Below are 13,931 nucleotides of genomic sequence, written 5' to 3'. Positions count from 1 at the left end.
GAAGCACATGAGCATCAGAGCTGAAGAAATTAGCGCACTGATAAAGCAACAAATCGAGAACTATCAGTCTGAAATCGAAGTTAGTGATGTTGGTACAGTTATCCAAGTTGGTGACGGTATTGCGCGTGCTCATGGTCTTGATAACGTTATGGCTGGTGAACTTGTAGAGTTCTCTAACGGCGTTATGGGACTAGCACAAAACTTAGAGGAAAACAACGTAGGTATCATTATTTTAGGACCTTACACAGAAATCCGTGAAGGTGACGAAGTTCGTCGTACTGGTCGCATCATGCAAGTACCAGTAGGAAAAGAACTAATCGGTCGTGTTGTAAACCCATTAGGTCAACCAGTTGATGGTTTAGGCCCAATCAATACAACAAACACTCGTCCAATCGAAAGTCCAGCACCAGGTGTAATGGATCGTAAATCTGTTCATGAGCCACTTCAAACAGGTATTAAAGCGATCGATGCTCTTGTACCAATTGGCCGTGGTCAACGTGAGTTAATCATCGGTGACCGTCAAACAGGTAAAACAGCAGTTGCACTTGATACAATCATTAACCAAAAAGATGAAGATATGGTTTGTATCTATGTAGCTATCGGACAAAAAGAATCAACTGTACGTAACGTAGTAGAAACACTACGTAAGCACGGTGCATTAGATTACACAATCGTTGTAACTGCATCAGCTTCTCAACCAGCTCCATTATTATACCTAGCTGCTTATGCTGGTGTAACAATGGGTGAAGAGTTTATGTACAATGGTAAACACGTATTAGTAGTATATGATGACTTATCTAAACAAGCAGCGGCTTACCGTGAGCTTTCATTACTATTACGTCGTCCTCCAGGTCGTGAAGCATATCCAGGGGATGTATTCTACTTACATTCTCGTTTATTAGAGCGTGCAGCAAAATTAAGTGATGCAAGAGGCGGCGGTTCTTTAACTGCACTACCTTTCATCGAAACACAAGCAGGGGACGTATCAGCTTACATCCCAACCAACGTAATCTCTATTACGGATGGACAAATCTTCTTACAATCTGACCTATTCTTCTCTGGCGTACGTCCAGCGATCGATGCGGGTACTTCTGTATCTCGTGTAGGTGGATCTGCTCAGATTAAAGCAATGAGTAAAGTATCAGGTACACTTCGTCTTGACCTTGCATCTTACCGAGAGTTAGAAGCGTTCGCTCAGTTCGGTTCTGACCTTGATAAAGCAACACAAGCGAAATTAAACCGTGGTGCTCGTACAGTTGAGGTATTAAAACAAGGATTACACAAACCGTTACGTGTAGAGAAACAAGTTATCATTCTTTACGCTTTAACACGTGGATTCCTAGATGATATCCCAGTAGTAGATATCACTCGTTTCGAAGAAGAATTCCATGCTTGGTTAGATTCAAATGCAGCTGACTTATTAAGCGAAATTCGCACAACTAAGAAACTTGCGGATGACGACAAATTTGCAGCAGCAATTAACGGATTTAAAAAAGTATTCGTAGCTTCTGAATAATAAATAAAAGCGGAAGCGGCTCGTCCTGAATGTGAGGGGGATGGAGCTTCTGACGAAGAGGCGGTTTTGCCCCGTAGGAAGAAGTGAAGCCACCGAGCATTCAAGCCGCTGGAGCTAGATCATATAAAAGGCATCTCAGCTTTTGAGATTGCTGACGGTTATGTAAAGGAAAAGAGTAGGTGCACCTATTCTTTTCCTTCAATCATGAGCAAGAATATCTTGCAACGTAGATTAGGAAGAGGATTCTTACTAATCGTGCCAACTTCCGGAAAAAAGGTGGTGAAAACTGTGGCATCTTTACGCGATATAAAAGCGAAGATTAACTCGACAAAGAAAACGAGTCAAATTACGAAAGCGATGGAGATGGTATCTGCATCTAAGTTAAACCGTGCAGAGCAAAATGCTAAATCTTTCGTTCCGTATATGGAAAAGATTCAAGAAGTAGTAGCGAGCATTGCGCAAGGAAGTAAAGGGATTAATCATCCAATGCTAAATGCGCGTCCTGTAAAGCGTACAGGATACATCGTTATTACATCTGATCGCGGACTAGCAGGTGGTTATAACAGTAACGTATTACGTACAGTAAGTAACGTAATTCGTGAACGTCATAATATGGATTCAAACCAATATTCAATTATTGTGCTTGGACGACTAGGACGTGATTATTTAAAACGTCGCGGCTTTAACATCATTGATGAAGTAGTTGGATTATCTGACCACCCATCATTTATTGATATTAAAGATATTGCTTCTCGAGCAATTGCGATGTTCGCAGATGGTGCTTATGATGAGCTGTACATTTACTACAATCATTATGTAAGTAAAATTTCACAAGAAGTAACGGAGAATAAAATTTTACCGCTTACGGATGTGGCGTCTGACAAACCGACGACAGCTTATGAATTCGAACCTTCTGAAGAAGAAATTTTAAAAGTATTATTGCCACAATACGCAGAAAGCTTAGTGTACGGTGCATTACTAGACGGTAAAGCAAGTGAGCACGCGGCGCGTATGACAGCAATGAAGAGTGCTACAGACAACGCAATGGAAGTTATCGATTCACTTACACTTTCATTCAACCGTGCACGTCAAGCAGCGATTACGCAAGAAATTACGGAAATCGTTGGTGGAGTAGCAGCGTTAGAATAGTAATAAAAAGCGTAGGCGGTTCGTTCAGAATGAGAGGGTGATGGAGCTTTTGACGTAGAGGCGATTTGTGCCTCGCAGGAAAAAGCGAAGCCACCGAACATTCTAACCGCTGGAGCTAGATTCAATAAAAAGCGTAGGCGGCTCGTCCAGAACAGGAGAGTCGCGTAAGCTATAAACTAATAAAAATTAAAAGCCGACTTCTCTTAGAAAGCTGGCTAATTAAAAGAAAGCTAGGAGGGAACCCGATGAATAAAGGGCGCGTTACGCAAATCATGGGTCCGGTTGTAGACGTTAAGTTTGATGGCGGAAAGCTACCAGAAATCTACAACGCCCTTACGGTAAAACAAAGCAACGAAAACGGAGCAAGCATTAACTTAACATTTGAAGTTGCACTTCATTTAGGTGATGACACAGTTCGTACAGTTGCGATGTCTTCCACAGATGGACTTGTTCGTGGCACAGAAGTAGAAGATACTGGTAAAGCAATCTCTGTACCAGTTGGTGATGCAACACTTGGTCGTGTATTTAACGTATTAGGTGATGCAATTGACTTAGATGGTGAAGTTCCTGCCGATGTACGTCGTGATCCAATTCACCGTCAAGCGCCTGCATTCGAAGAATTATCTACTAAAGTAGAAATTCTTGAAACTGGTATTAAAGTAGTAGATTTACTTGCCCCTTACATTAAGGGTGGTAAGATCGGTCTATTCGGTGGTGCCGGTGTAGGTAAAACAGTATTAATTCAGGAATTAATTAACAACATCGCACAAGAACACGGTGGTATCTCTGTATTCGCTGGTGTAGGTGAGCGTACTCGTGAAGGTAACGACTTATACCACGAAATGAGCGATTCTGGCGTAATTAAGAAAACTGCGATGGTATTCGGACAAATGAACGAGCCACCTGGAGCACGTCAACGTGTTGCATTAACAGGCTTAACAATGGCTGAACATTTCCGTGATGAGCAAGGACAAGACGTACTATTGTTCATCGATAACATCTTCCGTTTCACGCAAGCAGGTTCTGAAGTATCTGCCCTTCTTGGTCGTATGCCATCTGCGGTAGGTTACCAACCAACACTTGCAACAGAAATGGGTCAATTACAAGAGCGTATTACATCTACAAATAAAGGATCTATCACGTCTATCCAAGCGGTATATGTACCAGCCGATGACTATACGGATCCAGCACCAGCTACAACATTCGCTCACTTAGATGCAACAACAAACTTAGAGCGTCGTTTAACACAAATGGGTATTTACCCAGCCGTAGATCCATTAGCATCTACATCTCGTGCACTTTCTCCAGAAATCGTAGGAGAAGAGCATTATGGAGTAGCTCGTCAAGTACAGCAAACTTTACAACGTTATAAAGAGCTTCAAGATATCATCGCTATCTTAGGTATGGATGAGTTATCTGAAGAAGATAAGTTAGTTGTACATCGTGCTCGTCGTATTCAATTCTTCTTATCTCAAAACTTCCACGTAGCTGAGCAGTTTACAGGTCAAAAAGGTTCTTACGTACCTGTAAAAAATACAGTTAGTGGTTTCAAAGAAATTCTAGAAGGAAAATATGATGACCTTCCAGAAGATGCATTCCGTCTTGTTGGTAGCATTGAAGATGTTATTGAAAACGCGAAGAAAATGATGGCGTAAGGCCTTAGGAGGGACGAATTATGAAGACATTTCCAGTCAGTATTGTAACTCCTGATGGACCGGTTTACGAAAAAGAAGTAGAAATGGTAAGTGTAAAAGCAGAGAGTGGGGAAATGGGGATCTTACCAGGTCACATTCCAACTGTTGCACCGTTAAAAATTAGTGCAGTTCGTCTGAAACATGATGGGCACACTGATTATGTAGCAGTAAGCGGTGGCTTTATCGAAGTTCGTCCAGATAAAGTAACTGTATTATCATCATCTGCTGAAGAAGCAAACCATATCGACATCCATCGTGCAAATGAATCGAAACGTCGCGCTGAGCAACGTATGCAAGAGAAACAAGCACATGTTGACTTTAGACGTGCAGAAATGGCCTTACAGCGTGCTGTGAACCGTTTAAACGTTTCTGATATGAAGTAAAAAAATCCGTAAGGGCTCTTGCCTTTACGGATTTTTTGTTATGGATATAAATTAAAAGAGGAAAAGACGCCTTTTTTTAGGTAGGAGAGAGCATCTAGCCATGCATAGAAGCGGTCAGGGCTTTTTTCTGCCCCATGCCAGGTGAAAATCAAGAAATAAAAAGAACTGCAGGTTAGTTATTTGTTATGCATAGCTGTGTTTTATTTAAATGTCGAAACTGGAACTGAATTTAATGGATGGAATAAATTTGAAAAATCGGTATAATTATATTGTTGTTCGTATAAGTAGAGAATGTACAACAATTTATATTTCATAAAGGAGATGAATCAATGATCGGTGAAATGAAACGAGAAGCGTTGCACTCTTTAAAGGGAAAATGGGGACTAGGTGTTGGATCAACGATTTTATATTTTATTTTAAGTTATGTTGTTTCAATGGCCGCAATGCTTATACTTTTAATTCCAGGACTTATTATATTTTTCTTATTTGCTGGTTTAACAGGCTCACTTGAAGAGGAAACAATATCAATCGGAGCAGGTGTTACATTTGGGATCTTTTATTGCATAATGATCATTTTGAGTAATGCATCTTATGGTATTACATCGTACGGTTATACGAATGTGTTGCTACAAATTAGTAAACGAGAAGATGCTAGAGTAGATTATTTATTTGAAGGATTTCGCGGCTTTAAAAGAATGATGAAAACAATGTGGGCAATGCTTGCGATTTTGTTATATACAGGTACATGGATTCCGATGTTGTTACTAGGTTTATTCGCGTTTTTGGGTGAAGAAGGGAATACGTCGTTTGCAATTGCTTTCTTCGTACTATTAGCTATTTCGATTGTTGTAATGATTGTGATGTATTTTTCTTATGCGATGACGTATTATGTGATGATTGAAAATCCAGATTATAGCGTTTCACAGGCGATGAAAGAAAGTAAGAATCTTATGAAGGGACATAAACTAGATTTATTTCTTCTATGGCTTAGCTTCATAGGGTGGGCTATTTTAGCGATTCTTACTCTTGGAATAGGGTTTCTTTGGCTTAGTCCATATGTAGGTACAACGACAGCACATTTTTATCGCTATATTGCAAAAGGTGAATTGCAGTAGGAACATGCTATACTAATGGAATTGTTACGTATAGGAGGCTAATTATGATTAGTGATTTAAAAGGAGAAGCGCTAGATTCACTAGAAGGAAAATGGGGCTTAGCTGTTGGGGCAACATTACTTATTTCGATTCTTACTTCAGTTTTTAGTTTTAGTATTCAGTTCATTCTCTCTCAGGTTTGGGAGTGGAAAGAAGTGAATAGCTCACTTTCAATAGAGGTTATTACAATATTGCTGTTGGGGCCTTTAACGCTAGGGGGTTATTGTTTAGCGCTACATATAATTCGTGAAAAAGAAGCGCGTATTGGGCATATATTCAGATGGTTTACAGAAGGAAGTAAGTTTATAAAGTCATTTTTATTATATATAGTAGTAAACATTTATATTTTCTTATGGTGCTTACTATTTATTATTCCAGGCATTATTAAATCATTTTCTTATGCGATGACGTATTTTATTATAAATGATCATCCTGAGTATTCAATAAATCAAGCTATTACAGAAAGTCGTCGTATGATGGCTGGACATAAGATGGAGTATTTCATTTTATGTTTAAGTTTTATTGGTTGGTTTATATTAAGTTGTATTACATTAGGGATTGGATTTTTATGGTTGATTCCATATTTTTATACAACGGCAGCAGCTTTTTACGAAGAGATTGCAGAGGAATATTACGAAAAAAAAATTCCAACACTTTAAAAAAACACCCAGTGTGAACTATTGGTTCATACTGGGTGTTTTTTGTAAAAATTTTATAAACTGTTTACTCGTTAGAGGTTTACTGAAATAGTAACCTTGCATGTATTTACAGTTGTTTTTTTGCAGAAACTTAAGCTGTTTTTCTGTTTCAATTCCTTCAGCAACGACAGAGAGATTTAAAGTATTTGCAAGAGAAAGGATAGTGGAAACGATGGCTCTCTCTTCAGGTCGATGATCGGCTAGTTGTGTAAATTCTTTTGGTACCTTTAATGTATCGATAGGGAAAATTGATAAATAAGCAAGAGAAGAGTAGCCGGTACCGAAGTCATCAAGGGACGTTTGAATACCATATTCTTTTAATTGCTTTAGTCTCGATAATGTTTCCTTTTCATCAATCATCGCAATTCGTTCTGTTAGTTCAAGTGTTACATCTTTCGGGTCAATCTTTACGTCCTTTAGTATTCGTGAAATATTTTCGATGAATTGATTTTGTGTAAATTCTTTCGCTGATAAATTGACACTCATTTTTAAGTCTGTGTATCCAAAACTTTGCCATATTTTTAGTTGACGACAGGATTCTTGTAGCACCCAATGTCCAAGTGGGATGACCTGCGGAGTCTCTTCCACAATTGGAATGAACTCACATGGTGAAATGTCACCTAATAGTGGATGTTTCCAACGTATTAATGCTTCAGCACCGATAATTTTATTTGTTGTCGTATCAATTTGTGGTTGATAGACGAGATAAAATTCGTTGTTTACTAAAGCGAGTGGCAAATCTTTTTCGATTCGAGCTTTACGTTCCATTTTCTTATATAGTTCTTTCGTGTAAAGAGAGCTACGATTTTTCCCTTTATTTTTTGCCTCATACATGGCCATATCGGCATGTTGTAAAATAGACAGTGGGTCTTCTCCTGCTTCAGGGTATATGGCAATCCCGATACTCGGTGAGATTCGTAAATGTTGATTTTCGATTTCGAATGGTTCGTTCATGGCTACTACAATCATATCAGCTATCCTTTTTACATCTGTCCTTTTTTGATAATTTTCGATAAGGATTGTGAACTCATCCCCAGCTAGTCGAGCAAGTTTCATATTCTGTGTTGATATTCGTTCGAGCCTTTTTGCTACTGCAATTAATAAGAGATCTCCTACCCGGTGACCGAGTGTATCATTAATAACTTTAAAGCGATCTAGGTCTAGAAACATAACAGCAAAAGGTCTTTTCGATATTTTTGCTCGTGCAAGTGCTTCTTCTAACTGCTGATGAAATGAACGGCGATTTGCAAGTTCCGTTAAAGTATCGTGATATGCTAGGAAATTAATTTGTTCTTGTTGATGCTTGCTTTCTGTAATATCTTTAATCATTAAATAGGCCCCAGAAATATGTTCCTTTAAAAAGATGGGAACAGCTGTAACATGCAAGTAGTAAATATCTCTATTTTTATGATATGCCCGTATTTCTAAAGAAATAGATTTCCCTTTTTTAACGTGACGAAAGGCATTAATGATCTCTTCCAAATCTTCTTTATACATAAGTGAATAGTATGGTTGGTTTAATAATTCATTCGTTTGATAACCGAGTAAAGTAGTTCCAGCGTTGTTCACATTGAGGAAATTACCGTACAAATCTAATGTGAAAATTGGATCTGGATGATGCTCGTATAAAGATTTAAACATTTGTTGGTTATGATATAACTCATTTTTTTGTTCTACTAAATCTTCTGTACGTAGTTCGATTTGTTTCTCGAGTTCTAAGCTGAATTGCATTTGTGCTAGCAATAATATTTTATTTTGTCTTCGAACTAACATATGGCGTATGAGAACGAAGGCGAAAGTTACTATAAGTCCAATTACTACGATAGGTGCAAAAACATTTTCGACCAATATAAAAACAATAAGCATCACTACAGAAATATACGGTAATGATAATCGGATTGATTCACCGAGTTGAGGTGTTAGTAATACTTGTTCTTGTTTTTCAGGCTCTTTTGTGTGAAGTATACAAGCGATTGCTACTAATACTAGGGTTACTTGATATAATGGGGCAACTGTGAACATAGAGTGCTCGGGCTGGAAGTATTTGATATAAGCATAAATAGCATCCGTAGTAGCATACAAAATTAAAGAGCTGCCAAGAAGAGCGCCAACTTGTTTTGGTAGTAAGAATAATGGCCTGAATAAGAGGTTGATTCCTATTAAAAGAAAGAGTAAATCAGCCATGGGATACGTGAGTTGAACAAACATGTCGATATATGATGTTGTAAAAATATGAATGGTTCTTTCAATAAGCAAATAGTAGCTTAAAGTAAATTGAGCTGTAACAATAATACAAATATCACATATCGTAAAAAGCTGCTCCAATAAGTCTCGGCCATAAATAATTTCATATAGAAAGGCAAATGTAAAGCTAATTAAAAATAATAAGTAAAAAAAGTCTGATGGATCAACGAATGTATAGTAGTCATGCAAAATTAAGCGTTGATAAGCAACTACTATATCGCCGATGAAATAAGAGAAAGATCCGATAGTTAATATCATCCAAAATAAACGAGCTAACCCTTGTTTCATATTGGAAAAGTAAAATATATAACTACAAATTGTAATATCAATTAATATGGTACTTATTCCAGTTAATATTTGAAATGGAAGTGCGTATTCATATAAAAAGGGCATTGATACGTAATGAATAGTTATATACAACAATGCAATGCTTATTAGAATACTTACATGTGTTTGTTTTTTCATTTATATCACCCACTGTATATACATAAGAACCACCTTTTTGTAGTTTATGTTTTTTAGGATTGCTTGAAAAACATATAGAACTTCTATATTTATTTTACACATTTATTATGAGTTGTAAAAATAGATTTGCTCAGTAAGTATTAATTGTTGTTTCTGTTCCCAATATATCGACATAGGAATTTGAAGTTTGCTATAATGGACTAAATAGTTGCATTATTTAGAAAAATTTAAAAATAATAAATAATGCAAGTAAGACATATTGTTTACTATGTGAACTTGTTCTTAATTCAGGGGGGAGGGTTTCACAATGGCAAGTGTATATGAAAATAGTTATATGATCGTTTTGATTTTCTTGCTATTAGGTATATTGCTGCCGGTAGTGGCTCTTACATTAGGAAAAATGCTGCGTCCAAATAAACCGAGTGCAGCGAAAGCGACGACGTATGAGAGTGGAATTGAGCCTTTTCATGATGCAAATATTCGGTTTCATGCTCGTTATTATATTTTCGCTTTATTGTTCGTCATCTTTGATGTAGAAACTTTATTTTTATACCCATGGGCTGTTGCATATGACAAGCTGGGTTTATTTGCACTGATTGAAATGCTCATTTTTGTTGTGATGTTGCTAGTTGGATTAGCGTATGCTTGGAAAAAGAAGGTGTTACAATGGTTATAAATTTTGAGGAATTACACCCGCGGGATCGAGCGGAATTAGAAAGAAATATCTTTTTTTCTACATTGGAACAGTTGAAGGGATGGGCGCGGAGCAACTCTTTATGGCCGATGACATTTGGACTGGCATGCTGTGCGATTGAAATGATGGGAGTAGGCTCATCACATTACGATTTAGATCGATTTGGGTCATTTTTTCGGACTTCACCAAGACAATCGGATGTCATGATTGTGTCAGGAACGGTAACGAAGAAAATGGCGCCTATTGTTCGGCGCTTATATGATCAAATGCCTGAACCAAAGTGGGTAATTGCGATGGGGTCTTGTGCAACAGCCGGTGGTCCGTATGTGAATTCGTATGCTGTTGTGAAAGGTGTAGATCAAATTGTACCAGTTGATGTGTATATTCCTGGATGCCCTCCAAATCCTGCTGCTTTAATTTATGGAATTAATAAATTAAAAGAAAAAATTCGTTACGAGGCGAGGACCGGGAAGCAGGTGACGAATAAATGAGTGATCCAAATAAAGACTTAGAAAGTATGAAAAGAGAAGCAGCCCGTCATGCGAAAGAGGAAGCGCGAAAACGTCTTGCTGCGAAACATGAGGCGGAAATGTCTAAACTTGAAGAACATCGAGAAGAAGAGAAAGCGCTACCAAAAGATAAGGGGATTAATGTAGAAGAAGCGAAGGCGAAAGCCGCAGCAGCAGCCAAAGCAAAAGCGGCGGCACTAGCGAAGCAGAAGCGAGAAGGAAACGAAGAAGTAACGGACGAAGAAAAAGTCAAAGCGAAGGCGAAAGCCGCAGCAGCCGCCAAAGCAAAAGCGGCGGCACTAGCGAAGCAGAAGCGAGAAGGAAACGAAGAAGTAACGGACGAAGAAAAAGTCAAAGCGAAGGCGAAAGCCGCAGCAGCCGCCAAAGCAAAAGTAGCGGCACTAGCGAAGCAGAAGCGAGAAGGAAACGAAGGAGTAACGGACGAAGAAAAAGCAAAAGCGAAGGTGAAAGCCGCAGCAGCCGCCAAAGCAAAAGCGGCGGCACTAGCGAAGCAGAAGCGAGAAGGAAACGAAGAAGTAACGGACGAAGAAAAAGCAAAAGCGGCGGCACTAGCGAAGCAGAAGCGAGAAGGAAACGAAGAAGTAACGGACGAAGAAAAAGCAAAAGCGAAGGCAAAGGCTGTAGCAGTTGCAAAAGCAAAAGCGGCAGCGTTGGCGAAAGTGAAATCCTCGCAAGGTGATGGGGATTCTGGAGATGAGAAAGCAAAAGCAATTGCAGCCGCAAAAGCGAAAGCCGCAGCAGCGGCAAGGGCAAAGGGAGCTGTAAATAAGATAGAAGATGAACCGCAGCAGGAAGAACCATCAGTTAACCAACCATATTTAAATCGCTATGTGGAGATTGTTAAGGAGAAGATAGGGGAATATGCATTAGTAGATTCCTATATTAATAAGCTTTCAAAAGATGTTCCAACGCTTGTGGTGGAGCCTTCAAAATATTATGAAGTGATGGAATTGCTACGATCCCATGAGGGACTTGCTTTTGATTATATGTCAGAGCTACATGCGACGGATTTTGTGACACATATGGAAGTGTATGTTCATTTATTTTCATATGGAAAGAAACAGTCAGTAGCAGTGAAGGTAAAGCTGGATAGGGAAGCGCCGCAAGTAGAATCGGTGACGCCGCTTTGGAAAGGGGCAGATTGGCCGGAGCGTGAAGCGTATGATTTGCTCGGTATTGTATTTGAAGGTCATCCTAATTTATCTCGCATTTTAATGCCAGATGATTGGGTAGGGTATCCGCTTAGGAAAGATTATGAACCGTATGATGTGGAGGTGTAGCTTGTGATCCGTACGGAAGAGATGCTCTTAAATGTAGGACCGCAGCACCCGAGTACACATGGTGTGTTTCGGCTTGTAATTAAGATTGACGGGGAAATTATTAAAGAGGCTACACCGGTTATCGGATATTTGCATCGCGGAACAGAAAAGATCGCTGAGAGCTTACAATATACGCAAATTATCCCGTATACAGATCGAATGGACTATCTATCAGCGATGACGAATAATTACGTCCTTTGCCATGCTGTAGAGACGATGATGGATCTTGAGATTCCAGAGCGTGCTGAATATTTACGGGTGCTTGCGATGGAGCTTGGGAGAGTTGCGAGCCATCTCGTCTGGTGGGGAACGAACTTGCTTGATATAGGAGCGGTTAGTCCATTTTTATATGCCTTTCGTGAACGAGAGATGATTATAAATTTATTAAGTGAATTGTGCGGTGCAAGGCTTACTTTCAACTATATGAGAGTCGGCGGCGTGAAGTGGGATGCGCCAGACGGTTGGATTGAAAAGGTGAAAGAGTTTGTTCCGTATATGAGAGAGCAATTGGCAGGTTACCACGACCTCGTTAGCGGAAATGAAATTTTCTTAAATCGTGTGAAGGGCGTTGGCGTATATAACGCCGAAGAGGCAATTTCATATTCTTTAAGCGGAGCGAATTTACGGTGCACGGGGGTAAACTGGGATCTTCGTAAAGATGAGCCGTATTCTATTTACGATCGTTTTGACTTTGATGTTCCTGTTGGGAGCACGGGAGATGCTTGGGATCGTTACGTTTGCCGGATGGAGGAAATTGAGGAGTCATTGAAAATTATTGAGCAAGCAGCCGAGCAGTTCCCGAAAGACGGCGCTGTGCTGGCGAAAGTCCCGAAAATTATTAAAGCACCTAAGGGAGAAGCGTTCGTCCGTATAGAGTCACCGCGTGGAGAGATTGGCTGTTATATTGCTAGTGATGGAAAGAAAGAGCCGTACCGTTTGAAATTTCGTAGACCGTCTTTTTATAATTTGCAAATCCTACCGAAATTATTGAAAGGTGAAAATATCGCCAATTTAATTACGATTTTAGGTGGGGTTGATATTGTACTTGGGGAGGTTGACGGCTAATGATTGAGACGCTCTTACAATCACCTTCAAGCTGGACGAATTTCTTCATTTTTTTCGGGTTAGCGGTGCTTCTATTATTTGCAGTCCTTGGCTTCGTTACATACGGTATTTTGGCAGAACGGAAAGTGATGGGATTTATGCAAGGACGGATTGGGCCAAACCAAGTTGGGGGCCGGTTCGGTTTACTCCAAACGGTAGCTGATGTTTTGAAACTGTTATTAAAAGAAGATAGCATTCCGAAAGCTGCTGATAAACCGTTGTTTATATTAGCGCCTGTTATTGCATTTGCACCAGCATTTATGGTGCTTGCGGTTATCCCGTTTACCGATAAATTTCAGTTCGCGGATATTGGCGTAGGGTTACTGTATTACATTGCTGTTTCTGGGATTACGACGATCGGCGTCGTAACTGGGGGATGGGCATCAAATAATAAATATTCCCTTTTAGGAGGGATGCGAGCGGCGGCACAAATGATTTCTTATGAGATTCCACTTGTGATGAGTGTAATTGGTGTCGTTTTGTTAGCTGGTAGTCTTAACTTGAATGAAATTGTAGCGGCGCAGGAGAAGGTATGGTACATTTTCGCACAGCCAATCGGTTTCGTCATTTTCTTAATCGCGGCAGTTGCAGAGTTAAATAGGACGCCGTTTGATTTACCAGAAGCGGAGTCAGAACTTGTTTCAGGATACCATACGGAATACTCAGGGTTTCGCTGGGCGTTTTTCATGCTTTCAGAGTATGTATATTTCTTCGGAATGGCATCTTTAATTACAGTACTCTTTTTAGGCGGATGGAATCCAGTTATGTTCCTTGGATTTATTCCAGGAGCCGTATGGTTTGCTTTGAAATTTAGCAGTGTGGTCTTTCTATTGATTTGGTTCCGCGTTACGTTCCCTCGTATAAGAGGTGACCAGTTAATGGAGTTTGGATGGAAAGTATTATTACCAATCGCACTTGCAAATATTTTCTTAACGGCATTGATTAAGGAGCTATTCTTCTAATCTATGAAGGGGGTGCCAG

General features: G+C 39.5%; 12 protein-coding genes. 11 read left to right on the top strand and 1 reads right to left on the bottom strand.

All coding sequences use genetic code 11. The features are described from left to right. Nucleotides 1-7 precede the first annotated feature (7 nt). The 6 genes from atpA (at nucleotide 8) to JTF23_RS19660 (ending at nucleotide 6,555) form a co-directional block, all read left to right on the top strand. The gene (gene atpA / locus JTF23_RS19685) at nucleotides 8-1,516 is read left to right on the top strand and encodes a F0F1 ATP synthase subunit alpha (protein WP_002113043.1); all 1,509 of its coding nucleotides are present in this window, start codon (nucleotides 8-10) and stop codon (nucleotides 1,514-1,516) included. 288 nt (nucleotides 1,517-1,804) lie between these two features. Continuing rightward, nucleotides 1,805-2,665 carry a F0F1 ATP synthase subunit gamma gene (gene atpG / locus JTF23_RS19680; protein ID WP_002159783.1) on the top strand — a complete coding sequence of 287 codons (861 nt, stop codon included), beginning with the start codon at nucleotides 1,805-1,807 and terminating at the stop codon, nucleotides 2,663-2,665. A gap of 245 nt (nucleotides 2,666-2,910) precedes the next feature. Beyond that, nucleotides 2,911-4,320, top strand: a complete 1,410-nt coding sequence (gene atpD / locus JTF23_RS19675; protein WP_002089736.1) for a F0F1 ATP synthase subunit beta — start codon at nucleotides 2,911-2,913, stop codon at nucleotides 4,318-4,320. A 20-nt stretch (nucleotides 4,321-4,340) separates the two neighbouring features. Beyond that, on the top strand, nucleotides 4,341-4,742 hold the full coding sequence (gene atpC / locus JTF23_RS19670) for a F0F1 ATP synthase subunit epsilon (protein WP_002113040.1): 402 nt from the start codon (nucleotides 4,341-4,343) through the stop codon (nucleotides 4,740-4,742). Nucleotides 4,743-5,071: 329 nt separating this feature from the next. Continuing rightward, entirely contained in the window at nucleotides 5,072-5,857 is a 786-nt protein-coding gene (locus JTF23_RS19665; RefSeq protein WP_204209445.1) for a DUF975 family protein, read from the top strand. A gap of 44 nt (nucleotides 5,858-5,901) precedes the next feature. After that, nucleotides 5,902-6,555, top strand: a complete 654-nt coding sequence (locus JTF23_RS19660) for a DUF975 family protein (RefSeq protein WP_204209444.1) — start codon at nucleotides 5,902-5,904, stop codon at nucleotides 6,553-6,555. Between the two features lie 18 nt (nucleotides 6,556-6,573). Here the strand turns inward: JTF23_RS19660 and JTF23_RS19655 are convergent, their stop codons facing one another. Further along, entirely contained in the window at nucleotides 6,574-9,303 is a 2,730-nt protein-coding gene (locus tag JTF23_RS19655) for a putative bifunctional diguanylate cyclase/phosphodiesterase (protein ID WP_204209443.1), read from the bottom strand. Nucleotides 9,304-9,610: 307 nt separating this feature from the next. Between JTF23_RS19655 and nuoA the strand changes: the two genes are divergently transcribed. The 5 genes from nuoA to nuoH are packed head-to-tail and all read left to right on the top strand — an operon-like array spanning nucleotide 9,611 to nucleotide 13,912. Next, nucleotides 9,611-9,979 carry an NADH-quinone oxidoreductase subunit NuoA gene (gene nuoA, locus JTF23_RS19650; protein ID WP_000179270.1) on the top strand — a complete coding sequence of 123 codons (369 nt, stop codon included), beginning with the start codon at nucleotides 9,611-9,613 and terminating at the stop codon, nucleotides 9,977-9,979. Continuing rightward, nucleotides 9,970-10,488: an NADH-quinone oxidoreductase subunit NuoB gene (gene nuoB / locus JTF23_RS19645; RefSeq protein ID WP_002113032.1), complete on the top strand. Its 519-nt coding sequence runs from the start codon at nucleotides 9,970-9,972 to the stop codon at nucleotides 10,486-10,488. The genes nuoA and nuoB overlap by 10 nt, the downstream gene beginning before the upstream one ends. Further along, the gene (locus JTF23_RS19640; protein ID WP_204209442.1) at nucleotides 10,485-11,807 is read left to right on the top strand and encodes an NADH-quinone oxidoreductase subunit C; all 1,323 of its coding nucleotides are present in this window, start codon (nucleotides 10,485-10,487) and stop codon (nucleotides 11,805-11,807) included. The genes nuoB and JTF23_RS19640 overlap by 4 nt, the downstream gene beginning before the upstream one ends. A 3-nt stretch (nucleotides 11,808-11,810) precedes the next feature. Then, on the top strand, nucleotides 11,811-12,911 hold the full coding sequence (gene nuoD, locus JTF23_RS19635; RefSeq protein WP_078179514.1) for an NADH-quinone oxidoreductase subunit NuoD: 1,101 nt from the start codon (nucleotides 11,811-11,813) through the stop codon (nucleotides 12,909-12,911). Continuing rightward, nucleotides 12,911-13,912 (top strand): NADH-quinone oxidoreductase subunit NuoH, encoded by a 1,002-nt coding sequence (gene nuoH / locus JTF23_RS19630; protein WP_002144750.1) that lies wholly within the window; start codon nucleotides 12,911-12,913, stop codon nucleotides 13,910-13,912. Before nuoD ends, nuoH begins: the two co-directional genes overlap by 1 nt. Nucleotides 13,913-13,931: the final 19 nt, after the last annotated feature.

Source organism: Bacillus sp. RIT 809, assembly GCF_016892495.1.
Classification (GTDB): domain Bacteria; phylum Bacillota; class Bacilli; order Bacillales; family Bacillaceae_G; genus Bacillus_A; species Bacillus_A cereus_U.
The sequence above is the reverse complement of the archived record's forward strand: the minus strand, read 5'-3'. Positions and strand labels throughout refer to the sequence as shown.

What these genes read in the sequence shown, in the direction of transcription:
- atpA (WP_002113043.1), top strand. Translation starts at nt 8, where the DNA reads ATGAGCATCAGAGCTGAAGAAATTAGCGCACTGATAAAGCAACAAATC.
- atpD (WP_002089736.1), top strand. Translation starts at nt 2,911, where the DNA reads ATGAATAAAGGGCGCGTTACGCAAATCATGGGTCCGGTTGTAGACGTT.
- atpC (WP_002113040.1), top strand. Translation starts at nt 4,341, where the DNA reads ATGAAGACATTTCCAGTCAGTATTGTAACTCCTGATGGACCGGTTTAC.
- JTF23_RS19665 (WP_204209445.1), top strand. Translation starts at nt 5,072, where the DNA reads ATGATCGGTGAAATGAAACGAGAAGCGTTGCACTCTTTAAAGGGAAAA.
- JTF23_RS19660 (WP_204209444.1), top strand. Translation starts at nt 5,902, where the DNA reads ATGATTAGTGATTTAAAAGGAGAAGCGCTAGATTCACTAGAAGGAAAA.
- JTF23_RS19655 (WP_204209443.1), bottom strand. Translation starts at nt 9,303, where the DNA reads ATGAAAAAACAAACACATGTAAGTATTCTAATAAGCATTGCATTGTTG.
- nuoA (WP_000179270.1), top strand. Translation starts at nt 9,611, where the DNA reads ATGGCAAGTGTATATGAAAATAGTTATATGATCGTTTTGATTTTCTTG.
- nuoB (WP_002113032.1), top strand. Translation starts at nt 9,970, where the DNA reads ATGGTTATAAATTTTGAGGAATTACACCCGCGGGATCGAGCGGAATTA.
- JTF23_RS19640 (WP_204209442.1), top strand. Translation starts at nt 10,485, where the DNA reads ATGAGTGATCCAAATAAAGACTTAGAAAGTATGAAAAGAGAAGCAGCC.
- nuoH (WP_002144750.1), top strand. Translation starts at nt 12,911, where the DNA reads ATGATTGAGACGCTCTTACAATCACCTTCAAGCTGGACGAATTTCTTC.